A 23,927-nucleotide genomic window follows, 5' to 3' on the forward strand; every position below is an offset into this window, starting at 1 on the left:
GGACGATCGAACCCGACGTCTGCTACAGTTCGTTCACGAGGTCGATCACGTCACCGATCGCCTCTGCATATCGGCGTGCCCCTTCGTACAGAAGCAGCGCCCTATCGAGTTGCATCGCCCACTCGCTATCGTCGACTGTGTGGGCGTCCTCGATGAGGCCATCCAACCGGCTGTCGGTCCGTCGCAGCGCACCGAGCGGAACGGCTGCAAACAGTGACACAAGCGGATCCTCGGTACCGAGATACTGTTCGACCACATCGATCGTAGCCTGCTTCTCCTCGCGAAGGTCCGCGGGCTCCGCCCCGAGTTCGTAGTCGTACTCCTCCCACCAGATGAAGTCGGGGACGTCCGCAAACGCCCCGTACAACGGCACGGTCGGGAGCAATAGTGCGTATGTGAAGGCTGCGCGTGCAAAGTCACCGTCTTCGAGAAGTCCTCTTGCGATCGACGGAGTTGCACCGAGGTTCCGCATGGACCGTTGCAATGGCGTCGTGGCCGAGAACACGAACGTCGACCTGGCGTCGTCGATTCCGGAGACATCGTGATGATCGGGGGCGTCTTCCCTGCGCCGGTCGTATTCGGCGACGAGTCCGTCGGCAATCCGCTGGACATCGTTGGCGTAGTCCGTTCCATTCCGGGCAGTGGCGAACGCTTCGGCGTCTTCGATCGCCGCCGTCGCTCGTTCGAGTTCTCGCCACCGGTGTGCGTATTCGTCTCTCTCACCTGCATTCTCGAGGTGACTCTCGGCAGCGCCGACCAGTGACTCGATAGTTGCACCAGCAATGATAGACTCCCCGAGCGTGGTTCCCTGGTAGGGGACTGCGAACGAATCGATGCGCTGGCCAACGATCGCAGACCGTTCCTGGAAGGTCTCCGGAGGAAGTTCTTCGGGTGACTCGTAGGCGAGGATCCCGGCGAGACGCCCCCGAACCCGGCGATACGTGAAAAGCGCCTGCCGGTTGGCGTAATGCATGGCTGGAGCGCCACGTGGCCAGATGGTCACGTTTTCGGGGGCCCTGTCGGCCAGCCGGGTCCGGAGATTTTCGATGAACTCCTCGGAATATCGATCGTACGGCGGTTCGAGACGCGCTTCGATCTCTTCGAACCGCTCGTCTGTCCGGTCGTATGACGCTTCGAGCAGTGACGGGGTGATGATCGGGTCGTCTTCGATTCTCGGAACCTCGCTTTCGACGACGTTGTCGAGTGCGCGTATCGTCGGAAGCCGTCCGAGTCGCCGCCGTTGCCAGTAGCCGACGCCGAAAACGCCGGCGCCGGCAGCGGCTGTCGCAGCGAGGAGGTGTCGTCTGTGGAGGGCCATGGCAGCACCCGTGAGATTATCGCGCCGAATACTTAAAAGGAAACGTCGGTTTCGATGTCCTCGGTCGCCTCCTCCAGGCCGTCCTCGTGGGCGTCCTGGGCGAGCGGCCCCTCGATGTCCGCGTCGGTCAAAAGCCCCCGGAACTCGTCGCGGAACCGATCGTTCGCCCGGGTCGACTCCATGTCGGCGTCCACGACCGCAGAATATCGCCGCACAGTTTCCTCGTCGGCGTCGAGCGTTTCGATCCGCGTTTCTATCGGTGCGTCGTCGGCGTGGAGCTCCATAAGCGTCTCCAGTTCGAACGGCGCCTCCCGGTCCCCGTCGGTGACCAGATGGAGGTCCATCCGGGCACGGAACACCTCCTGCGGCTCGGTTCCGAGGTGCTCCGCGATCGTGTCGTCGGCGGCGCCGTCGAAGTGGCACCGAACGACGTCGACGAGTTCCCCGTCGGACAGCGACGAGTCGAACTCGTACCGCTCCCGCATCGTCCCGACGAGCTCGGACACCCGCTCGAGGACCGCCCCCTCGTCCCCGTCGGTCAACGAACCGGGCGACTCCATCTGGGTTTCCGTCACCGATTCGGAGCCGGTGGCGTCGATGAAGATCTCCCGTAGCTCTTCGGTCTTTTCGTCCATGGCTCCGAAAAAACGTGTCGTACATATAAAAGGTTGCTGTTCGAATCACAGGGTTCAAGCGCGTCCCGAAAAACGGGCATCCATGGCAACGAGGGCCGAATCGGTCGAACTCGTCGAGGAAGGCACCGTCACGAACCTCGCCAGAGCCGGGCTGGTCGCCGCGCTGGTCGGGGCGTTCGCGTACGTCGCGATCCCGACGCCGTTCTCGCCGGCTCCGGTGACCCTGCAGGTGCTCGGGGTGTTTCTCGCCGGCATCCTGCTGGGACCGGCGTGGGGCGGGTTCTCGATGGTGCTGTACCTGTCGGCCGGCGCGCTGGGGGCGCCGGTGTTCGCCGGCGGCACCGCGGGCCTCGGCGTACTGGTCGGAGAGACAGCGGGCTACCTGTGGTCGTACCCGATCGCAGCCGCCGTCGTCGGCGCGATCGTCCACCGTGGAATCGAACCCCGTCCACCCAAAGAGGCGAGCGTCGCCCTCCTCGTCGGCGCCATGGTCGCAGGCGTCGTCGTCATCTACGGGATCGGGACCGTCGTGATGGCGGCCGTGCTCGGGCTCACGCTCGTCGAGGCGTTCCTCCTGGGGGCGGCCGCTTTCGTCCCGTTCGAGGCCGCGAAGATCGCCGCCGCCGTCGGGATCGTACACTCGGATCGCCTCGCAGCGGTTTGAATCGATGACTCGACTGTCGCCGACGCGGGGTCGGACTGATCGCGGATGATCGAAGCCCGAAACGTCACCGTGAGCTACGACGACGTCGTCGCCGTCGACGGTGTCACGCTCCGGGTCTCCGACGGCGAATTCCTCGCGCTGGTGGGGGCGAACGGCTCCGGAAAGACGAGCCTCGTGCGGACGTTCAACGGACTCGTCGCGCCCCACGAGGGGGAGGTCCGCGTCGACGACCTGGACGTCGGATCGAACCCAGTCGCCGCCCGGACTGCCGTCGGGATGGTGTTTCAGGACCCCCGCGACTGTTTCGTCGCGGCAACCGTCGGCGACGATGTCGCCTTCGGGCCGGAGAACCTCGGCCTTCCCCGTCCGGAGATCCGCGACCGCGTTGAATCGGCGCTTGCAGCCGTGCGAATGGACGGGCGAGAAGCCGAACGGATCGACGCGCTGTCCGGCGGCGAACGCGCCAGGGTCGCGATCGCTGGGGCACTGGCGATGGAGCCGGCCCACCTCGTCCTCGACGAGCCGTTCGCCGGGCTCGATGCGCCGACGCGGGAGACCGTCCGGGACCGGCTCCGGGCGCTTCATCGGGACGGAACTGGGGTGGTCGTCGTGACACACGAAGTCGGTAGCGTGATCGAACTGGCCGACCGCGTCGTCGCGCTCGCCGACGGGGAGATCGCGCTTGAGGCGGACGTGAGCGGGGACGCAGCTCCCGATCCCGCGGTCGCAGATCGGCTGACAGCCCTCGGCGTTCCCCTGCACGAGCATGAGTAGCGTGCTCCAGTATCGTCCCGAGGACACGATCGCACACCGTCTGGATCCGCGGGCGAAACTCGCCGCCCAGATCGCGTTCGTCGCCACCGCGTACGCCTACACCACGCCGGAGGGGTTGGCGGCGCTGACGTTCGTCGCGCTCGCGACGCTTTTCGCCGCCGGCACCGGCCCGCTCCACACGCTGTACGGCTTCCGGTTCGCGCTTCCGTTTCTGGTCGTGGCGCCGATCGTCGCCGGCGTCACCGTCGGCCCGCCGTGGTTCTCGATGGGCGACGCGTTCGTCACCGGCCTGGCCTCCTACCGGGTTCTGCTCGTGTTGCTCGTGAGCGCAGCGTACGTCCGGTCGACGTCGATCCGGGAGTCACGGGCGGCGATCCAGCGGACAGTTCCCGGCCGTCCGGGTCAGTTGCTCGGCGTCGGCGTCGCCGTCACGGCTCGATCGCTGCCGCCGTTGCGGCGGGAACTGCTGGCCGCGCGACGGGCAATGCGTGCCCGCCTGGGCGAGAACCGGTCGCTCCGCGAGCGGATGGGTCTGCTTGCCGTCGGTGGCGTCTCGCGAGCCCTCTCCAGGGCGGACCGGCTCGCGCTCGGACTTCGGGCACGGTGTTTCTCCTGGAATCCGACGCTTCCGGCGCTTTTGTTCTCGCCGGTCGATTACCTGCTGACTCTGGGATCAGTGGTCGTTGTCGCGTTCGTTCTCGTAGATAATTCACCAATATTTTAGACCCTAATAAACCACCTACTTAATCACATTAATAGAATCTTGGCAAGATTTAACCTGTGCGTGACCACGTGAGCATATATGACGATTCTACAGGCGGCGACCCGCGAAACGTACTGGACGATCAGTCCGACCGGCAAGGCGGTGTTTTACTTCCTCGCCGCGGTCGCGATCCTGATCTTCCTGTACGGGGCCTACGAGCGAGTCACCCGATACACGAAGGGATCGGAGGATCCGATCCCGCGGCTCGACGACCTCCCCGGACGCATACTGGATGCGACGAAGATGGTCGGATCGAACGAGAAACTGTTCGATCGGGACGTCTACGCCGGGATAATGCACACGTTCATCCTGTGGGGGTTCCTGGTGCTTCTCATCGCGACGTCGATCCTGGCGTTCGACGAGTACGGCTGGCAACTGCTTCTCGGCGAGTCATTCTGGGTCGGTGACTTCTATCTCTCCTATCAGTTCGTCGTCGACCTGTTCGGCCTCCTGTTCGTCGTCGGGCTGGGAATGGCCATCTGGCGGCGGTACAGGAACCGTGACGGCCGCGTCTGGGGCAAACACACCGACCTCGACGACGACTTCCTCGTGTGGTCGCTGTTCTTCCTGGGTGTGGGCGGTTTCCTCGCGCAGGCGCTTTCGATCATCGGTCAGCCCCAGCGCGCAAACGAGATCGTCAGCTTCGTCGGCTACGGGATGGCACAGGCGATGATGGCGGCGGGGGTCACCCCCGAACTGGCGGCGACCGCGTACTGGTGGACCTGGTGGTCCCACGCGATCGTAGCGCTGGCGTTCATCGCGTGGATCCCGTACGGCAAGCCGCTGCACATCCTGTCGTCGTTCGCGAACGTCGTCGCCAAAGACGAGAAGGCGGGCACGCGCCTACCGAACGTGCCGGCCGACCTCGAGGAGACCAACGCCGAATCGATCGACGATTTCACCTGGAAGGAACTGCTCGACCAGGACGCGTGTACGAAGTGCGGTCGGTGTTCGTCGGTGTGTCCGGCCAAGGCCTCCGGACGGCCGCTGGACCCGCGGGACGTCATCCTCGATCTGAAGACGTACCGGGAGTCGCTCGACGGCGACAACGGCGGCGAGGAGGTCCCGATCATCGCCGACGGCGGGGTGATTCAGCCGGAGACGATGGAGTCGTGCATGGCGTGTATGGCGTGTATGGACGCCTGTCCGGTCGAAATCGAGCACCTCTCGTCGTTCACGCGGATGAACCGACAGATCACCGACGAGGGGATGGTCGATCCGAGCATGCAGGACGTGTTCGGCAACGTGATGCAGCGGGGCAACACGTTCGGCAACCAGCAGAGCGCCCGCGCCGACTGGGCCGACGAACTGGAGTTCGACCTCGAGGACGCCCGCGAGGAGGAAGTCGAGTACCTCTGGTACGTCGGCGACTACCCGAGCTTCGACGACCGGAACAAGAAAGTCGCCCGGGCACTGGCCCGGATCTTCGAGGCGGCCGACGTGGAGTTCGGCATCCTCTTCGAGGACGAGAAGTTCGACGGCAACGACATCCGCCGGGTCGGCGAGGAGTTCCTCTACCTCGAACTCGCGGGCCACCACGTCGAGACGTTCGAGGAGTGTGACTTCGAGAAAATCGTCTGTACCGACCCCCACGCGTACAACACGATGAAAAACGAGTACCCCGAGGTCGACTTCGCGGCCTTTGCCGACGATCCGGTGATGCCGTTCGAGTACGACGAACAGTGGAACGCCGACGGCGCCGTCGACGTGCTCCACTGGACGCAGGTGGCCGAGGAGCTCGTCGCCGACGGTCGACTCGACCTCTCGGGAGCCGAACTGGACTACACCGTCACCTACCACGATCCGTGTCACCTCGGCCGGATGAACGACGAGTACGAGGCGCCTCGGGAGGTCATCCGCGCGACCGGCGCCGACCTCCACGAGATGCCGCGCAACCGGAACGACTCCTACTGCTGTGGCGGCGGCGGCGGAGGGCTCTGGCTCGACATCGACGAGGAGACGAAACCCAGCGAGGAGCGTCTCCGCGAGGCGCTGGAGGACACCGCCGCCGGCGACACCGTCGAGAAGTTCGTCGTCGCCTGCCCGATGTGTACCACCATGTACGAGGACGGCCGCAAGACCGGCGGCTTCGAAGAGGAGATAGAGATCGTCGACGTCGCCGAACTGCTGATCGAAGCGCTCGAGGCGAACGGCACGCTCGAGATCGGAGAGGAAAGCGGAGAGGCGGCGGCCTGATCGGGTGTTTATTACCGATATTTTTCGGCGATAATATCCGTCCTCGATCGTATTCGTCATACGCGCGCGTGCGAGGGCTTTAAGTCGGAAGCCGAGTAAAGCCGTACATAGTTCTATGTCAGAGGATACCGAGTACGGGGCCGGGCAGATCAAGGTCCTCGAGGGTCTCCAGGCCGTACGGAAACGCCCGGCGATGTACGTGGGGTCTACGGACGGCCGTGGACTCCACCATCTCGTCTACGAGGTCGTCGACAACGCCATCGACGAGGCGCTTGCAGGGTACTGTGACACCATCGAGGTCACGATACACGAGGACGACTCCGTGAGCGTCAGCGACGACGGTCGGGGGATTCCCGTCGATCCCCACGAGGAGTACGACAGGCCGGCACTGGAGGTTATCATGACGGTGCTGCACGCCGGCGGGAAGTTCGACAGCAAGTCCTACCAGGTGTCGGGTGGCCTCCACGGGGTCGGCGTCTCCGTCGTCAACGCCCTGTCGGCCCGACTCGAGACGGAGGTGAAACGCGACGGCTACCTGTGGCGCCACCGGTTCGACCACGGCGAACCCGTCGAGGGCGCCTTCGAGCGGGTCCGCCCGCTGGAAGACGACGAAGAGACAGGGACGTACCTCCGGTTTTGGCCCGACGACGAGATATTCGAAACCGTCGACTTCTCCTTCGACACGCTCTCGTCTCGCCTCCGGGAACTCGCCTTCCTGAATCCCGGCGTCGAGATCACGCTCGCCGAGGAGGAAACCGGCGAGATCGAGGTCTTCGAGTACGAGGGGGGGATCAGAGAGTTCGTCCGCTACCTCAACGAGAGCCGTTCGCCGCTACACGAGGAGGTGATCTTCTTCAGCGAGGAGGAGCAGGGCGTCCACGTCGAGGTCGCAATGCAGGCGACCGAAGAGCTGCAGGGATCGTTACACGCGTTCGCGAACAACATCAACACCAGGGAAGGGGGGACACACCTCACTGGATTCAAGACGGCGCTCACCCGCGTCGTGAACGACTACGCGAACGAACACGACCTGATCGGCGACATCGACGGCAACCTCAAGGGGGAGGACGTCCGGGAGGGGCTGACCGCGATCATCTCGGTGAAACACCCCGACCCACAGTTCGAAGGGCAGACGAAGACGAAACTCGGCAACAGTGAGGTCCGCGGAATCGTGGAGTCGGCGATGCACGAGCACCTGAGCACGTACTTCGAGGAGAACCCCGACGTCGCTCGGGCAGTTGTCTCGAAAGCTGCCGAGGCCGCCCGGGCGCGGCAGGCCGCTAAAAAGGCCAAGGAACTCACGCGCCGGAAGTCGGCCCTGGAGTCGACGGCGTTGCCGGGGAAGCTCGCGGACTGCCAGACCCGCGATCCGAGCGAGGCAGAGCTGTTCGTTGTGGAAGGCGACAGCGCCGGGGGGTGCTTCACCGGAGATACGGAGATTGCACTCGCCTCCGGTCGGTCGATCACATTCGAGAAACTACTCGAAGAGCACCAAAACGGCGAGACACATTACTGTTACACAGTACAGTCCGACGGAAAAATCGGATTGGAACGGATCGAGAACCCACGTATTACCAAAGAGGATGCAAATCTCGTTCGAGTGACTCTCGATAACGGCGAGACGATACGGTGTACTCCCGATCACGAGTTCATGCTCAGGGACGGGAGTTACTGTGAAGCACAGCATCTCGAGGAGGGACAGTCCCTCATGCCACTGTATCGAAAAAGGTCGGATACTTCTGAGGAAAACATCACGATTGACGGGTATGAGATGGTCAAACAGCCAGTTATGAATGATTTCTGGAAATTCACCCATCTCCTCGCCGATCAGTATAATCTGGACCATGGAAGGTACGAGAGGAGTTCAGGTGAGCACAAACATCACACAGACTTCGACAAACGCAACAACCGTCCAGATAATATCGAACGGCTTCCAAAAGAGGAGCATCTCGAACTACATCGAGAACAGGCAGCAAAAACTCTCCACACTAAAGAAGTGCAGGAAAAGCTCCGCGAACTCAGACGAAGCGATGAGTTTCGAGAAAAAATGAGTCAGCGGATGCAACAGGAAGAAACCGTTAAACTGCTCCGCGAGCAGGCAAAAGAACAGTGGGACGATGAAGAATATCGTGAGTACATGCGCGAGGCCTGGCGCACATACTACGAAAATACACCGGAATACAGAGAACGCGTACGCCAACGTCTCACTAAAGAGGCCCAAGAGTATTGGGCAGAGGAAGAGCATCGAAAAGAGCAGTCTGAACGGATAGAGCAGTATTACGAAGAAAATCCCGAAGCCATCGAAGAACGTCGGAAAGAAGCAGAAGAACAATGGGACGACGAAGAGCTTCGAGAATGGCGGAGTAAAAAAACAGAAGAGCAGTGGACCGACGAGTTCCGAGATCAGCGGATGGAAGCTTACAACGAGACGTACTTCGAGAATACCATCCCATTCATGAAAGAAGTTCTTGAAGAGGAGGGTGATCTCGAGAACTACGATGAACGCAGACGTGAGGAGGGTGGTCCGAACACCTTGACGAAAGAAACGACGATAGAGAAATTTTTCGAGAGTAAAGAAGGGCTAATAGAAACAGTTCGAGCCCACAACCACACCGTCTCCTCAGTCGAACCGCTCGAAGAGACCGAAGACGTCTACGACATCGAAGTACCCGGGACGCACAATTTCGCCCTCGAATCGGGGGTATTCGTTCACAACAGCGCCAAACAGGGCAGAGACCGGCGCAACCAGGCGATTTTGCCGCTCAAGGGGAAGATCCTCAACGTCGAGAAGCACCGACTCGACCGGATCCTCGAAAACGACGAGATCCGTGCACTCATCACCGCGATCGGCACCGGGATCGGCGAGGAGTTCGACATCGAGGAGGCCCGCTACGAGAATATCATCCTGCTGGTCGACGCCGACGTGGACGGCGCCCACATCCGGACACTGCTTTTGACGTTCCTCTACCGGCACATGAAGCCGCTGCTCGAGGCCGGCTACGTGTACGCAGCCCAGCCGCCACTGTATCGGGTCCGGAACGGCGGGGAGACGTACGACGCGATGACCGAAGCCGAGCGCGACCGGATCGTAAAAGAGGAGTGCGGCGGCGATCCCGACCAGGTGCAGCGGTTCAAGGGGCTCGGGGAGATGAACCCCGACCAGCTGTGGGAGACGACAATGGACCCCGAAAACCGGATCCTGAAACGGATCGCCATCGAGGACGCGGCGGCCGCCGATCGCACGTTCAGCGTGCTGATGGGTGACGCCGTCGAACCGCGGAAACAGTTCATCAAAGAACACGCGAAGGACGCAGAGTGGGTGGACATCTGATGAGTTCCGAGATATCCGACCCCGACGACGATCACGCAGCGGAGGTACAGGTCGCCCGCATCGAAGACGAGATGGAGCAGTCGTACATCGACTACGCGATGTCGGTGATCGCGGGCCGAGCGCTGCCGGACGTCCGCGACGGCCTCAAACCCGTCCACCGACGCATCCTGTATGCGATGCACGAGGCGGGCGTGACGAGTCGGGCGAGCCACCGGAAGTCCTCCTCGGTGGTCGGGGAGACGATGGGTGATTACCACCCGCACGGTGATTCGGCGATCTACGACACGCTCGCCCGGATGGCCCAGGACTTCTCGATGCGGTATCCGCTGGTGGACGGCCAGGGGAACTTCGGCTCCGTCGACGGCGATCCACCGGCCGCGATGCGGTACACCGAGGCCCGGATGGCCCCGATTGCAGAGGAGTTGCTTGCAGACCTCGACCGGGATACCGTCGACTTCTCGTCGAACTACGACGACCGGCTCGAGGAGCCGGATGTACTGCCTGCGGCGTTCCCGAACCTGCTGGTCAACGGCTCTTCGGGGATCGCCGTCGGAATGTCGACGAACATCCCGCCGCACAACCTCGGCGAGGTGATCGACGCGACGATCCACCTGATCGACCACCCCGACTGTACGGTCGAGGACCTGATGGAGCACGTTCCGGGGCCGGACTTCCCGACCGGGGCGAACATCGTCGGCCGCAATGGCGTCTACAAGGCGTACAAGACCGGCCGCGGAAAGATCCGGGTGCGAGCCGAGTTCGAGGTCGACGAGGAGGACGGACGGATCGTCATCACGGAGCTCCCCTTCCAGCAGAACAAGTCCCGGCTGGTCGAACGGATCGCCGACGACGTAAACGAGGGGACGATCCCGGGGATCCGCGACCTCCGCGACGAGTCCGACCGGGACGGTATCCGGATCGTAATCGAACTCAAGCAGAGCGCGATGCCGGACGTGGTGAAAAACCAGCTGCTGGACAACCATCTCGAGCGAACGTTCGGCGTGATCAACCTCGCGCTGGTGGACGGCGCACCCCAGGTGCTCACGCTCAAAGAGACGCTCCAGGAGTATCTCGACCACCGGCGGGAGGTCGTCCGGCGACGCTCGCAACACGAACTCGAAGAGGCCCAGGACCGCGCACACATCCTCGAAGGACGGCTCCGGGCGCTCGAGAGCGTCAACGACGTCGTGGAGATCATCCGGAACGCGACGGACCGCGACGCGGCCAAGTCGGCGCTGCGGGAGGAGTACGGCTTCTCCCAGCCCCAGGTCGAACACATCGTCGCGATGCAACTCGGCTCGCTCACCTCGATGGAGGCCGAGGAGATCGAACGCGAGTACGAGGACATCCAGGCTCGAATCGAACGCCTGAACGAGATCCTCGAAGACGAGTCGGAACTGCTCGGCGTCGTCGAGGGCGAACTCCGGGAGATCAAAGAAGAGTACGACGACGAACGCCGCACTGCATTCGTCGAGGACGACGGCACCGTCACCCACGAGGACCTGATTCCGGAAGCGGAGATGGTCGTCACGATGTCGGAGGACGACTACATAAAACGGATGCCGCTGTCGACGTTCACGGCACAAAACCGCGGCGGAAAGGGCATCATCGGCACGGATCTCAAAGAGGGTGACAGCGTCTCGTCGGTGTTCGTCGCGAACACCCACGATCTCCTGTTGGTCTTTACCACCCACGGCCAGATCTACGAACTCAAGACATATCAGATACCAGAGATGTCGAGGACCGCCCGGGGCAAGTCCGCGGTAAATCTGTTGGACCTCGAGGACGGCGAGGAGATAACCGCGGTAGTGAACACCGACGAACTGTCAGACGAGCAGTACCTGACGATGGTGACCCGTGGCGGCTACGTGAAACGGACCTGCGCGAGCGAGTTCGGACACATTCTCTCGACGGGGATCCGCGCGATCAGCCTCGAAGACAGCGACGAGTTGGTCGACGTCGAGGTGACCGACGGCGATACCGACCTCGTGATCGGTACGCGCGGCGGGATGTCGATCCGGTTCGACGAAGAGGAGGTCCGACCGATGGGACGAAACGCCCGCGGTGTCCGCGGAATACGTCTCGAGGAGAGCGACCGCGTTGCCGGGGTAGCGGCGGTGGATCCGGACCGTCACAGCTGGGTGTTGACGGTGACCGAAAACGGGTACGGCAAGCGCAGCGACATCGACGCCTACCGCGTACAGTCGCGCAACGGCAAGGGGCTCATCGACATCAAAACGAACGAACGCAACGGCGAAGTCATCGGGATCGCAACGGTCGGCCCGGGCGATCATCTGGTGACGATGAGCCGCGGGGGACAGATCATGCGTACCCGGGTGGAAGACTTCTCGATCGTCGGTCGAAACACGATGGGCGTAACGGTGATGGAAGTCGTGGCGGACGACCGCGTCGCCTGCATGGAGGTCGTCCCCGCCGAGACGATCGACCCGGACGACGACGAATAGCTCCGAAAACCACCATTCCGCTATCGGAGCGATCTGTTGCTACAGGACGCGTTTTCCGAACGCGCTGGCGGCGAGTTCGGTCGCCAGTTCTGCGGTCTCGTTGTGCTGGTCGAGCGTCGGGTTCACCTCGACGAGTTCCATCGAACGGAGCACGCCGGTGTCGGCGACCATCTCCATCGCGGAGTGGGCCTCCCGGTAGGTGACTCCGCCCCGAACCGGCGTGCCGACCCCGGGGGCGACGTTGGGATCGAGCCAGTCGAGATCCAGGCTGACGTGGAGCCCGTCGACTCCCTCGGTCGCGATCGACAGCGCCTCTTCGACGACGTCGGTGATGCCGTGCTCGTCGATGTCGGACATGGTGTAGGCGGCGAACCCACGTTCGCGGAGCAGTTCCTGCTCTGCGGGGTCGACGCTCCGAAGCCCGACGAGCGCGATGTTTTCGGGAGACAGCCGCGGCGCGTTCGCCCACTCCGTGTCGGCGAACTCGTCGATACCCAGCGCCGCCGCGAGGGGCATTCCGTGGATGTTGCCCGACGGCGAGGTCGCCGGAGTGTTCAGGTCGGCGTGGGCGTCGAACCAGACGGCGCCGACGTCCGCCTCGCGTGCGGTTCCCGAAAGCGAGCCGATGGCGACGCTGTGGTCTCCACCGAGCACGAGCGGCGTCTCACCGTTGGACAGCGCTCGTGCCACCTCGTTTCCTAGCTGTCTCGAGACTGCAGCCGTCTCCCCGAGAAACTTCGCGCGACCGTCCGGGGGTGCGTCCGCGTCCGGATCCCGCTCTTCTGCCCGTGGGACAAAGAGGTCACCGCCGTCCATGGGTTCGGTGTCCGCCGACTCGAGTTCGTCGGCGAGCCCTGCATAGCGGATGGCGGACGGTCCCATGTCGACACCGCGTCGGTTCGCGCCGAAGTCCGTCGGCGCTCCGATGATCCGGACGTTCCTCATGGTTCGTGTCGGACACTCCGACAGCTTGAACCTCCCGGTCGGGCGCGCGATAGACGCCTGGAGCCGGTGCGGGCGTCAAGTTCATACCGTCCCGTTCCCAACGAACGGACAGGAAATGCGGCGTGACTACTTCGAACTGGACGTCCAGAACGTCGACTGGGTCGGGGAGGACGGAGAGCCGAAAAAGCCGTTCGTCCGCATCGACTTCCACGGCCCCGAAAGATTACTCAGAGAACAACTCGCCGACGTCGACGAAGGCGACGGGGAACTGCTCGAGGCGGAGAACGTCGACGTCTCCTTCCGGCTGCTCGAGACCCACGATAACGACCCCGACGCCGAGGGGGTGGTGAGCGTGACCAACAGGCTCACCGGCGACTTCGTCTTCGAACTCAACGCCACGGCCGGGGACGTGCTCCAGTTCATCCGCGCCGCACGCGAGTACGGCCGCTCTGCCGACTCCGACGGCCAGTACCGCATCGAGATCGATTTCGAGGGATCACCGCTCGTCGAGTACGAGAAGGACACGTTCCTCGTGTACGACGCCGACGGCAACCTGCTTCGACGCGAGAGCCTCATCCCCTCCGGGATCGAGCTGTGAGAAACGTCACGGACAGGCAGCGGAACCCGTTCGGAATGGCCCCGCCGTGCGATCGCTACGTTCCGGGGTACGGCGACGCGAACGCCGACTTCCACGTCGTCGGCGACCACCCCGGCGTCCACGGCGGCGTCGAGACCGGTGTACCGTTTACCGGCACCGCGTGGTCGGAATCGTTCCTCGCGACGCTCGTCGACGCCGGCCTTCTCCTCGACGACGATCCCGAACGCCCCCAGGTGGCGGCGACGTTCTGTTCGTACCTCCACACCTGCGTTCCCGACGGCGAACCGCCGACACCGGGGTCGTACGCCGATATGGAGCGGTTCTTCGACGCGGAGCTGCGGGCGATCGCCGCCCACGTGCTGCTCCCGGTCGGCCAACGGGCCACCGAACACGTGCTCGAAACATACACCGCCAGAGATCCAGAACTCGCCCGGGAGATGGATCGGATCCACGGAACGGAGCTGCACGGATCCGGCTTCCTCGTCGTGCCGATCAAGGAGCCGGCCGACTGGACGGACAGCGACGCCGACTGGCTCGTCGAGGCGCTCGTGGCGCTGCAGTCGACAGACTACCGGCGAGAGTCCGATCTCGGCCGGTTCCTCCCCGGTGGAGATCCGTATTTCGTCAGATGACATACGTCCGTCCACGCTCCGTTCCTACGCCGATAAGTGACCGTACGCCCGAATTAACCCCGTATGAGTTGTCATTCAATTACATATCTCTCCACTGTCGGTGAATGTTTCCACGAAAGAAGGTATAAACTTCACATCACCCTACGCCTCTGATGGCGCGATGAAATCGCGCCGGCACGGACTAGTGCTCCAGTGGCTTGGTCAGTCAATCGACCGTTTCAGGTCGTCCTCCCGGCCCGTCGGTCGGGAGGATCCGTGTTACCACGGACGCGGTCTAGCCGACAACTATCCTGCCCGAAGATATCTCCCGACGTCGACGAGGAACGCCACGACCGCCCCGACCGGAATCACAACGAGCAAAAGCGCCGTCGCCGCGACCGGGACGCCCTCGGCCAACACCGCGGGAACAGAGACGCCCGCCGCCGCGAACGGAATCTCGCTCGCCAGCACGAGCCACACCGCAGGGAAAAGCGCCGCGACGCCGTACAGTCGGGCGGTGCCGCGACCGAACCGGAGCACCGTCGTGCCGACTGTCAACGGCAGGAGAGCGACCCCTGCAGCGAACGCGATTCCGGTTACCGATACCGACGATGCCAGAACGTATCCGATCGGATCAGCGAGACCGGCGCTCGCGAACAACGTCTCCAATGGTGCGACCGTAAATCCGTTCACGAGGGAGGCGAGAACGGAAGCGTTGGCGAAGAGATACGCGAAAAGCCCCGCGAGATACGCGAAAAGCCCGACGAGGGACGCGTACAGGCCGCGGCGGAGGCCGACCCGGTGGGGGTTGACCTGTTCCGTCTCGCCGTGTGCGTCCGGTGCCGTCGCCGAATCTCCCACAGCGGCCCCAGCCTCCGTCGCGTTCGCCGTCCCCGTCGCGTTCGTCGTCCCCGTCGCGTTCGCCGTCCCCGTCGCGTTCGCCGTCCCCGTCGCGTTCGGCGCCGCGCCGTTCGTTCGCCGATCGGCCGTTCCGACTCCCGCCGAATTGCGTCCACCCCCAGGAGCTGTCGAACCGGACGTCTCCGTCGTGGATCCGCGGGTCGACGCGTTGCCGCCGGTGGTCGACCCGGAAGTTGTCGACCCTGAAGTTGCCGATCCGGAAGTTGTCGACCCGGTAGCCGCCTTCGAGGCCGTCGAGGTCGTCGTCGAACGGCCGGCGGTCGAAGCCGTCGCCGCGGAACTGTCCGCGTTGGCCGTGCGGCCGTCCCATCTGCTCGATCCGCCGGCTGACCCGGTAGATCGGGCGGTCGCTTCGGTCCCGGCGGCAGCCGAATCCGTCCCCGATGAGTCCGCACCGTTCGACCCGTCGTCGACAGTCGAGACGACGGTCGTCGGAAGCCCGCCGAGCTGTTCCCGGACGTACGACCGGTGGCCGAGTCGGTCGTACCGTGCCCGCTCTTTCGGGTTCGAGAGCGTCTCGTAGGCGCGCTTTACGACCTTGAATTGGGCGTCTGCGTTCTCCCTGTCGTTGACGTCGGGATGGTATCGGCGGACTGCTCGCCGATACGCGCGTTTCAACTCCTCGTCGTCGGCGTCCTCGTCTACCCCCAGCAGATCGTAGAAGTCCGCCGACATCATCTGGAGGTGGATTGAGAGTCCGCCCGTTTCAACGTACCTCCCAAAATATCAATACTGAAATTGAGAGGCATTCATAGGGCTTTCCGTACGTTCATATTCGTTCCCGTCCGATCGAGAGACGTGCAGCGAATACAGCTCGGCAACACCGTGTTCGAGGGCGAAAACGATGTCTACGTGTTCGACGGCGAGACGACGGCGTTGATCGACACCGGCGTCTCGCTGCCGGCGGTGCGGGACGAACTGCGGTCGGGGCTTTCGGATCTCGGCATCTCTTTCGGCGACGTCGACGAGATCTTTCTCACCCACTGGCATCCGGACCACTCGGGGCTCGCGGGCGAGATTCAGGCGGCCTCCGGCGCGACCGTCCGGATTCACGGGGCGGACGCGCCGCTCATCGACGGCAGCCAGCAGTCGCTTTTGGAGGATCCCGCCGCACAGCGCGCCCAGTTCGACGCCTGGGGGTTGCCCGAAGCACCGAGAGCGGAACTGCAGGCGTTCCTCGGAAACGTGATGGAGGACCTCCGCGGCGAACCGGTCGACACCACGCCCCTCTCGGACGGGGAGACGTTCGCGGTGAACGGCACGCAGTTGACGGCAGTCCACCTGCCGGGACACACGGCCGGAAGCGTGGCCTACGAGTTCGAGACCGAGGAGGGGGACCCGTCGAACCGCGCCGATCGGACCCGGAGACGCGAGGCGTTCGTCGGCGACATCATCCTGCCGGAGTACACCCCGAACGTCGGCGGTGCCGACACTCGCGTCGAGGATCCGCTCGGGACGTACGTCGAGAGCCTGGTTTCGATCCTCGAGCGGGACTGGAGCCGGGCGTGGCCGGGGCATCGATACCCAATCGACGACCCCGCCGCCCGCGCGGCGACGATCCTCGAACACCACCGCCGACGAACCCAGCGAGTCGTCGACAGCCTCCGGGAGGAGGGACCGGCCGATGTCTGGACGATGTCGGCGCGGCTGTTCGGCGACCTCGAGAACATCCACATCCTCCATGGCCCCGGCGAGGCCGCCGCCCATCTCGACCACCTGCAGCGGGCCGGAATCGTCGAACGCGACGACGACGGGGAGTACACGCTCTGCTGTGAGTCGCCCGACGTCGACGCGCTGTTCCCGGCACCGGCACGGAGTTCGAACGCTTAACCGCGGCCGACACCCAGAGGCGATCGCCGGCGCTACCGCCCGTCCTCGACGAGCGACTCGACGTATCGATCCACGTGCCGATCCATGCGTCGCTTGAATCCCGCCTGTCTCGCGAGCCGATCCAGTTCCCGGGAGACGTAGGTACCGTACTGGAGCGCCTTCTTCTCGGCCGTCCATACCGATCTCGGAACGTCGTCGGTCTCCTCGGCGAACCGACGGAGTGCGGCCTTCCGAGTCCCGCCTGCGACGAGCAGGTCCCCGGGCAGCCGGAGCGCCGCATCTACCACCCGGTCCTGGAGGAACGGCGCGACGACGTCGACGCCGGCCGCACGGATCGCAGGCACATCCCGGGCAAGCTGATCGGGCAGCGTCTCTATCGTCTCCCGCACCGCCCCTCGAACCGTCCCCGCGTCGACCCGGTGATCGTCGGCCGGGTCGACGACCTTCGCGTAGCCGCCGAACAGCTCGTCGGCCCCCTGTCCGACCGCGAGCAGTTCGTAGCCGTCGGCCGCCGCGCGCTCGGCGACGATCGACAGCGGGATCGCGATGGCGACGTCCATGGCGTTCGTCCGTCCCGTCGCGGAGACGACACGCGGGACCCAACTGCGGAGCGTTTCGTGTGTGAGTTCGATCACGCGCAGGTCCCCGAGCCGGCCCATGGCGTCGGCCGCCTCCCGTGCGGCAGCGACGTCGTGACACCCCTCGAACCCGACGACGTACAGCGGGGCCTCCGGATAGCCGGCCGCCACGAGCGCCGAGTCGATCCCGCCCGAGAACGCGACGGCGATGTCGTCCTCCGAATCGGCGGCTGCCCCTGACGGCCCGCCATCGTCCCTTTCGATCCCGAGCGCCGGAGCCAGCGTCCCCTGAAGCCGTTCGAGTGCGGCGCCGGCCGCGTCCGGCGACCGCGTCGGCAGGGTCCAGCACTGCGTTCGGTTCGACCACTCGCCGTCGCTGTCGGGCGACCACGTGACGCCGGCGGGAAACAACAGCGGATCCTCCAGCGCCGCCGGCTCGAACGCCCAGTCGACGGTTTCCGGACGAGAGGCTGGCCCGTCTGCTTCCGATGTCTCCCAATTCGGCTGACGCTCGAGAAACAGCGGTTCGCGTCCCAGAACGTCCCGAAACAGGGTCGCGTCGACTCCCCCCGAAAAGCCGGCGAGCGACGGCGGATACCCCCGGCGGGCGCCGGGAAGCGGCTCGCGATCCTCGATGGCCCGCCGAACCGTCGACGGGTCGGCACCGCGAACGTCGGTTCGGGTCATGCCAGGATAGTGCCCATCCGGTTCACCCGCGGACGGTCCCGAGGAGTTCGTCAACCCGACGGTGAAGCCGGCGCTTCGCCCCGCCGGCGGCCTGCCGGAAGCTGATACGCCAGGGGGTGCGCTTCCCGACGACGCTTGTTTTCCCCGCCGCGACCGCCTCGAGGATCGCCCCGGACGTCCGGGCGTCGGCGTCGACATCGGTGACCGCCTGACCGACCATCTCGGAGATGTGCGCGTCGCTGCCGGCAGTCATCGAAAGCCCGCGAGCCCGGGCGAACCGTTCGGCCTTGCGGTTCGCCCGACCCGTGAGCAGCCGGGAATTGTACACCTCGATCGCGTCGGCGCCCGCGAGCTGGTCGTCGGTGACATATGCTGCGACCCCGTGACGCGACTTCTGGAACGGGTGGGGAATCACGGCGATCCCACCCTGTTGGCGGATGCGGTCGAGCGTCTCGTCGTACGGGAGACCTGCTGGAACGAGCTCCTCGACACCCAGCGCGAGGACGTGTCCGACCGCACAGGTCACCTCCATACCCGGAATGCCGACGAGGCCATACTCCGGTGCCAGCTCGGCGGCCTCGAGGCTCGCGTCGATTTCGTCGTGGTCGGTGACAGCGAGCGCGTCGAGCCCGACGGCCTCCGCCTGCCCGAGGAGGAGTTCCACCGGATCCCGTCCGTCGTGAGACAGCGACGAATGCGTGTGTAACTCGACCGATAACACGAGTGCGGGTAGGAACGGTGACTTAAAAAGAATCACGGTACCGGCCCCTGATCGGGGATCATTCCCTCGGGGGAACGCACGTTCGTGCATATAGAAAAGCATTAATTCGCTGTATCTGACCATATAAGTGGATGAGTCTCTCCGATTCGGATCACGAGCGCATCACCGCCGAACTGGGCCGGGAGCCGACGCCGGTCGAGGCGGCGCTTTTCGAGAACCTCTGGAGCGAACACTGCGCGTACCGCTCCTCCCGGCCGCTTTTGGGCGCGTTCGAGAGCGAGGGACCCCAGGTGGTCGTCGGCCCGGGGGACGACGCCGCAGTCGTCGCAGTGCCGTCCCCGGAGGCGGCAACGCGTCCGCCGGGCGAGCGGAGCGAGGACGACTACACGGACACGTATCTCACGTTCGGCATCGAGAGCCACAACCATCCCTCCTACGTCGATCCGTTCGACGGGGCCGCGACCGGGGTGGGCGGGATCGTCCGGGACACCATGAGCATGGGAGCGTACCCGATCGCACTGGCGGACAGCCTCTACTTCGGCTCGTTCGATCGAGACCACTCCCGATATCTCTTCGAGGGGGTCGTCGAGGGGATCAGCCACTACGGAAACTGTATCGGCGTCCCGACGGTCGCCGGGAGCGTCGACTTCCACGAGGGATACGAAGGGAACCCCCTCGTGAACGTCGCCTGCGTTGGCCTGACCGACGCCGACCGGTACGTCACCGCTGAAGCACAACAGCCGGGGAACGCGCTCGTGCTGGTCGGGAACGCCACCGGCCGGGACGGACTCGGCGGCGCGTCGTTTGCCTCCGAGGACCTCGGGGAGGACGCCGAGACGGAGGATCGGCCGGCAGTCCAGGTCGGGGATCCGTACGCCGAAAAGCGGCTCATCGAGTGCAACGAAGCGCTTCTCGATGCGGAACTCGTCGTTTCGGCCCGCGACCTGGGTGCGGCGGGACTCGGCGGAGCTTCCTCGGAGCTGGTGGCGAAAGGCGGACTCGGTGCACACATCCAGCTGGAACGGGTCCACCAGCGGGAGCCGAACATGCGACCACTCGAGATCCTGCTTGCTGAGTCCCAGGAGCGGATGTGCTACGAGGTCCGACCCGAAGACGTCGACCGGGTTCGCGAACTCGCCGAACGGTTCGATCTGGGCTGTTCGGTTATCGGGGAGGTCACCGAGGGGAACTACGTGTGCACGTTCGCAGAAAGCGAGGAGGGAGGCGAACGACAGGGAGACGACGCCGAACGAGAGACCGTCGTCGACGCTCCCGCCGAGTTCCTCGCTGACGGTGCGCCGATGAACGACCTTCCGATGACCGAACCCGAGACGCCCTCCCGGGAGCTCCCCGACGTCTCCCTGGAGACGGCAGTCGACGAGGTGGTTTCGAGTCCGACGACGGCCAGCAAGCGGTGGGTGTACAGGCAGTACGACCACGAGGTAGGGGTTCGGACGGCGGTGGGCCCCGGCGCGGACGCGGCTGTACTTGCGCTTCGAGAACTCGCCCCCGAGCCCGACGAGAACGCCGGCGACGGCGTCGGGCTCGCGATTACGGCGGGCGCGAATCCGAACTGGACGAGCACTGCGCCATACGACGGCGCCCGGGCGGTCGCCATCGAGAACGCCGCAAACCTCGCTGCCGTCGGCGCCCGCCCGCTCGCCGCCGTCGACTGTCTCAACGGGGGCAACCCCGAAAAGCCGGACGTGTACGGCGCGTTCGGGGCAGTCGTCGACGGGCTCGCCGACGCCTGTGCCGGGCTCGACGTGCCTGTCGTCGGCGGCAACGTCTCGCTGTACAACGACTCGGCGGCGGGCCCGGTGCCCCCGACGCCGACGCTCGCGATGATCGGAACGAAACGCGGCTACGACGCGCCCGGGATCGAACTCTCGGGGCGGCCGGACACGGAACTGCTCGTCGTCGGGAAGGGATCCGATCGCCTGGGGGGCGCCGAGTATCTCGTCCGGTGTGGGGGGAGCGATCGGTTCCCGGCGCTGCCGGCGGATCCGGCCGACGCCGTGGAAGCGCTGGCGACGGTCGCCTCCCTTGAATCGACAGTCGCTGCCCACGACGTGAGCCACGGCGGGCTCGTCGTCACGCTCGCGGAGATGGTGACCGACGAAGCGGGCGTCGACGTCTCGCTTCCGGACCGGACCGCGGCGTTCGAGGAGGCGCCAGGACGGCTCGTCGTGGAGACGACCGACCCGGACGCAGTCAGGGGGGCTGTCGGGGACACCGTCCCGGTGGAATCTCCGGGGGAGCCCACAGACGTCGGTCGCTTCTCTCTGTCCGTGGACGGCGAGACAGTGACGCTGTCTGCCGTCGAGATCGCCACAAAACGGGCGGTCATCGAACGGGAACTCTCATAGCCCGGAGTTTCGGCGATTTGAGACGTGCCTGGTTCGACCGCTGTGAACTTTTCTTTCGAAGTAATAATAATAAGCAATACGACACAACTTCCGAACGATGCACCAGTTGATCGACATCCACGACCTGACCCGCGAGGAGATCGAATCGCTGTTCGAATGCACCGATCAGATGAAATCCACGCCGGTGAAGTTCTCCTCGGCGCTGAAAAACAACACGCTCGTAATGCTGTTTGCGAAACCCTCGACGCGGACGCGGCTGTCCTTCGAAACCGGAATGACAGAGCTCGGCGGTCACGCCATCTTCTTCGAGATGGGGGAGTCCCAGCTCGGGCGGGGCGAGCCGATATCAGACACGAGCAAAGTGATGTCCCGGTACGAGGACGCGATCATGGCCCGGCTATTCGATCACGAGGAGATCGTCGAACTGGCCAAACACGCGACCGTTCCGGTCATCAACGGCTTGACCGATTTCCTCCATCCGTGTCAGGCACTCACCGACCTGTACACCCTGTACGAGCGGGACCTGTTGGACACCGTCGCGTTCGTGGGTGACGGGAACAACGTCGCCCACTCATTAATGCAGGCCTGTGGAAAGCTGGATGTGTCCTGTCGCGTCGCCACACCCCCGGAGATGGAGCCCGACGAAACGATCCAGAACCGGGTTCGCGACGCCGACGTGGTGGTCACAAACGACCCCTACGAGGCCGTCGACGGGGCCAGCGCGGTGTACACCGACGTGTGGGTGAGCATGGGCGAAGAGGAACAGCGCGAGGAGAAACTCGCCGCGTTCGAGGGGTATCAGGTCGATCGAGATCTGATGGACGCCGCCCGCGATGACGCCGTGTTCATGCACTGTCTCCCGGCACATCGCGGCGAGGAAGTGAGCGCCGAAGTCATCGACGGCCCACAGTCGATCGTCTTCGATCAGGCGGAAAACAGGATGCACGTCCAGAAAGCGCTGCTGTACACGCTGCTCGAGGAGTGAAAACTGGCTACAGACCCAGAACGTCTGCGTGCTCTTCGAGGACGGCTTCGAAGTCGAGGTCGCCCCTTTCCTCGATCTCATAGCGAACGCGCACGATCGGCGTGTCGACGTCGACGATCTTCGAGAGGTCGATGGGCGTGCCGGCCAGGACGACATCACAGTCGACGTTCGCGATCGACTGCTCCAACTCGGCGAGCTGTTGCTCGCTGTATCCCATCGCCGGGAGGACGTTACCGAGGTGGTCGTAGTCCTCGAACACGTCGGCGATGCTGCCGACGGCGTGCGGGCGAGGATCGACGACTTCCCCCGCCCCGAACTGCTCGGCCGCGATCGACGCTGCACCCACCGAGGTTCCGCCGTGGGTGAGCGTGGGTCCGTCCTCGACGGCGAGAACGCGGGCGTCCTTGACCGCCGCCTCGTCTTCGACGGTGATGACGGAGTCGGCGTGGATGATGCCGGCGTCGGGGTTCGCGGACTCGACGTTGTCGACGATCGTCTGGATGTCTTCCTCGTTTGCGGTGTTCTCCTTGTTGATCACGACGTAGTCGGCGATCCGGAGGTTCGCCTCGCCAGGATGATACCGCAGTTCGTGCCCCGGCCGGTGGGGATCAGCGAGCACGAAGTGAACGTCGGGAACGTAAAAGGGGAGTTCGTTGTTGCCGCCGTCCCACAGGAGGATATCGGCTTCCTCCTCGACTTCCGCGAGGATGTCCTCGTAGTCGACCCCCGCGTAGACTACGTGTCCTTCCTCGATGTGGTGTTCGTACTCTTCGCGCTCTTCGATGGTGACGTCGTGGCGTTCGAGGTCCTCGAGCGTCTCGAACCGCTGGACGCGCTGGTTCTCGAGGTCGCCGTACGGCATCGGCTCGCGGACCACTATCACCTCCTTGTCGGTCTCCTCGCGGAGGATTGACGCTAGTTTCCGGGCGGCCTGTGACTTCCCACAGCCGGTCCGGACGGCGTCGACGGCCACGACCGGGATGTCGGCCTCGTACATCATCCGGGTGCCGACGAGGCGGAAGTCAGCGCCCGCCGAAATCGCGCGCGAGGCCTGGTTCATCACGTACTCGTGGGAGAGATCCGAATACGACAACACGACCTCGTCCACGTCGCGCTCTTCGACGATCGTTTCCAGTTCGGACTCCGGGAGGATCGGTACCCCGTCCGGATAGTTCTCCCCCGCGAGTGAGGCAGGATACGTCCGCTCGGGTATCTCGTCGAGTTCGCCGATGTTCTGGGAGAACGTCTGTGTGAACGCGACGACCTCGTGGTCGTCGTCCTCGCGAAACACCGAGTTGAAGTCCTGAAAGTCCCGCCCTGCAGCGCCCATGATGACGACTCGTCGGGTCATAGTTGCAGTTCGTCTGTTTCGCCAGTGAAAAGATAAAATTTCGGGCAATAACGTGTGCCGTATCTGGACGGGCCGATCATCGACATGTCCGACACTCTCCGGCCCGAAACCGATCGAAGCTGACACTGAAAAGTCGACGGGCTATTGCACAGAGAGGTTTCCCAGCGACTGAATCCGAGCGACAT

At 64.4% G+C, this 23,927-nt stretch carries 18 protein-coding genes; 11 read left to right on the plus strand and 7 right to left on the minus strand.

Annotated elements, in window-relative coordinates; translation table 11 throughout:
• Positions 1-22: 22 nt before the first annotated feature.
• Positions 23-1,318, minus strand: coding sequence for a hypothetical protein (locus tag AArcSl_RS01790; protein WP_119814148.1), 1,296 nt, complete (start codon positions 1,316-1,318; stop codon positions 23-25).
• A gap of 32 nt (positions 1,319-1,350) precedes the next feature.
• Complete coding sequence (locus AArcSl_RS01795) at positions 1,351-1,953, minus strand: conditioned medium-induced protein 4 (RefSeq protein ID WP_119814151.1); 603 nt, start codon at positions 1,951-1,953, stop codon at positions 1,351-1,353.
• An 82-nt stretch (positions 1,954-2,035) separates the two neighbouring features.
• Here AArcSl_RS01795 and AArcSl_RS01800 point away from each other — a divergent pair, with 82 nt between their 5' ends.
• From AArcSl_RS01800 to gyrA, 6 genes are all read left to right on the plus strand, one after another.
• A complete protein-coding gene (locus tag AArcSl_RS01800; RefSeq protein WP_119814154.1) occupies positions 2,036-2,617 on the plus strand; it encodes a biotin transporter BioY in 582 nt (193 codons plus the stop codon).
• A gap of 45 nt (positions 2,618-2,662) precedes the next feature.
• On the plus strand, positions 2,663-3,391 hold the full coding sequence (locus AArcSl_RS01805) for an energy-coupling factor ABC transporter ATP-binding protein (protein WP_119814156.1): 729 nt from the start codon (positions 2,663-2,665) through the stop codon (positions 3,389-3,391).
• Complete coding sequence (locus tag AArcSl_RS01810; RefSeq protein WP_119814159.1) at positions 3,384-4,115, plus strand: energy-coupling factor transporter transmembrane component T family protein; 732 nt, start codon at positions 3,384-3,386, stop codon at positions 4,113-4,115. Before AArcSl_RS01805 ends, AArcSl_RS01810 begins: the two co-directional genes overlap by 8 nt.
• 78 nt (positions 4,116-4,193) lie before the next feature.
• On the plus strand, positions 4,194-6,350 hold the full coding sequence (locus tag AArcSl_RS01815; RefSeq protein WP_119814162.1) for a heterodisulfide reductase-related iron-sulfur binding cluster: 2,157 nt from the start codon (positions 4,194-4,196) through the stop codon (positions 6,348-6,350).
• 115 nt (positions 6,351-6,465) lie between these two features.
• Positions 6,466-9,681, plus strand: a complete 3,216-nt coding sequence (gyrB, locus tag AArcSl_RS01820; RefSeq protein WP_119814165.1) for a DNA topoisomerase (ATP-hydrolyzing) subunit B — start codon at positions 6,466-6,468, stop codon at positions 9,679-9,681.
• A complete protein-coding gene (gyrA, locus tag AArcSl_RS01825) occupies positions 9,681-12,146 on the plus strand; it encodes a DNA gyrase subunit A (RefSeq protein WP_119821658.1) in 2,466 nt (821 codons plus the stop codon). Before gyrB ends, gyrA begins: the two co-directional genes overlap by 1 nt.
• A gap of 39 nt (positions 12,147-12,185) precedes the next feature.
• On the opposite strand, the gene rocF is transcribed toward gyrA, so the two are convergent.
• The gene (gene rocF / locus AArcSl_RS01830; protein WP_119814168.1) at positions 12,186-13,091 is read right to left on the minus strand and encodes an arginase; all 906 of its coding nucleotides are present in this window, start codon (positions 13,089-13,091) and stop codon (positions 12,186-12,188) included.
• A gap of 115 nt (positions 13,092-13,206) precedes the next feature.
• Between rocF and AArcSl_RS01835 the strand changes: the two genes are divergently transcribed.
• Together AArcSl_RS01835 and AArcSl_RS01840 are read left to right on the plus strand one after the other, a co-directional pair.
• Positions 13,207-13,689, plus strand: coding sequence for a DUF5793 family protein (locus AArcSl_RS01835; protein ID WP_119814171.1), 483 nt, complete (start codon positions 13,207-13,209; stop codon positions 13,687-13,689).
• Positions 13,686-14,321 (plus strand): uracil-DNA glycosylase family protein, encoded by a 636-nt coding sequence (locus AArcSl_RS01840; RefSeq protein WP_119814174.1) that lies wholly within the window; start codon positions 13,686-13,688, stop codon positions 14,319-14,321. The genes AArcSl_RS01835 and AArcSl_RS01840 overlap by 4 nt, the downstream gene beginning before the upstream one ends.
• A 285-nt stretch (positions 14,322-14,606) precedes the next feature.
• Here AArcSl_RS01840 and AArcSl_RS16965 read toward each other — a convergent pair whose 3' ends face one another.
• On the minus strand, positions 14,607-15,899 hold the full coding sequence (locus tag AArcSl_RS16965; protein WP_119814178.1) for a DnaJ domain-containing protein: 1,293 nt from the start codon (positions 15,897-15,899) through the stop codon (positions 14,607-14,609).
• A 120-nt stretch (positions 15,900-16,019) separates the two neighbouring features.
• On the opposite strand from AArcSl_RS16965, the gene AArcSl_RS01850 reads away from it, so the two are divergent.
• A complete protein-coding gene (locus tag AArcSl_RS01850) occupies positions 16,020-17,051 on the plus strand; it encodes an MBL fold metallo-hydrolase (protein ID WP_119814181.1) in 1,032 nt (343 codons plus the stop codon).
• A gap of 32 nt (positions 17,052-17,083) precedes the next feature.
• Here AArcSl_RS01850 and AArcSl_RS01855 read toward each other — a convergent pair whose 3' ends face one another.
• Positions 17,084-18,316 (minus strand): asparagine synthase C-terminal domain-containing protein, encoded by a 1,233-nt coding sequence (locus AArcSl_RS01855; RefSeq protein WP_119814184.1) that lies wholly within the window; start codon positions 18,314-18,316, stop codon positions 17,084-17,086.
• Positions 18,317-18,338: 22 nt separating this feature from the next.
• Positions 18,339-19,037, minus strand: a complete 699-nt coding sequence (locus AArcSl_RS01860) for a PHP domain-containing protein (RefSeq protein WP_119814187.1) — start codon at positions 19,035-19,037, stop codon at positions 18,339-18,341.
• A gap of 131 nt (positions 19,038-19,168) precedes the next feature.
• Here AArcSl_RS01860 and purL point away from each other — a divergent pair, with 131 nt between their 5' ends.
• Positions 19,169-21,406, plus strand: coding sequence for a phosphoribosylformylglycinamidine synthase subunit PurL (purL, locus tag AArcSl_RS01865; RefSeq protein WP_119814190.1), 2,238 nt, complete (start codon positions 19,169-19,171; stop codon positions 21,404-21,406).
• Positions 21,407-21,503: 97 nt separating this feature from the next.
• Positions 21,504-22,391, plus strand: a complete 888-nt coding sequence (gene argF, locus AArcSl_RS01870; protein ID WP_119814193.1) for an ornithine carbamoyltransferase — start codon at positions 21,504-21,506, stop codon at positions 22,389-22,391.
• Positions 22,392-22,398: 7 nt separating this feature from the next.
• Here argF and AArcSl_RS01875 read toward each other — a convergent pair whose 3' ends face one another.
• The gene (locus AArcSl_RS01875; protein WP_119814196.1) at positions 22,399-23,742 is read right to left on the minus strand and encodes a cyclic 2,3-diphosphoglycerate synthase; all 1,344 of its coding nucleotides are present in this window, start codon (positions 23,740-23,742) and stop codon (positions 22,399-22,401) included.
• Positions 23,743-23,927: the final 185 nt, after the last annotated feature.

It is taken from the genome of Halalkaliarchaeum desulfuricum (assembly GCF_002952775.1).
In the GTDB taxonomy this organism is placed as follows: Archaea; Halobacteriota; Halobacteria; order Halobacteriales; family Haloferacaceae; genus Halalkaliarchaeum; species Halalkaliarchaeum desulfuricum.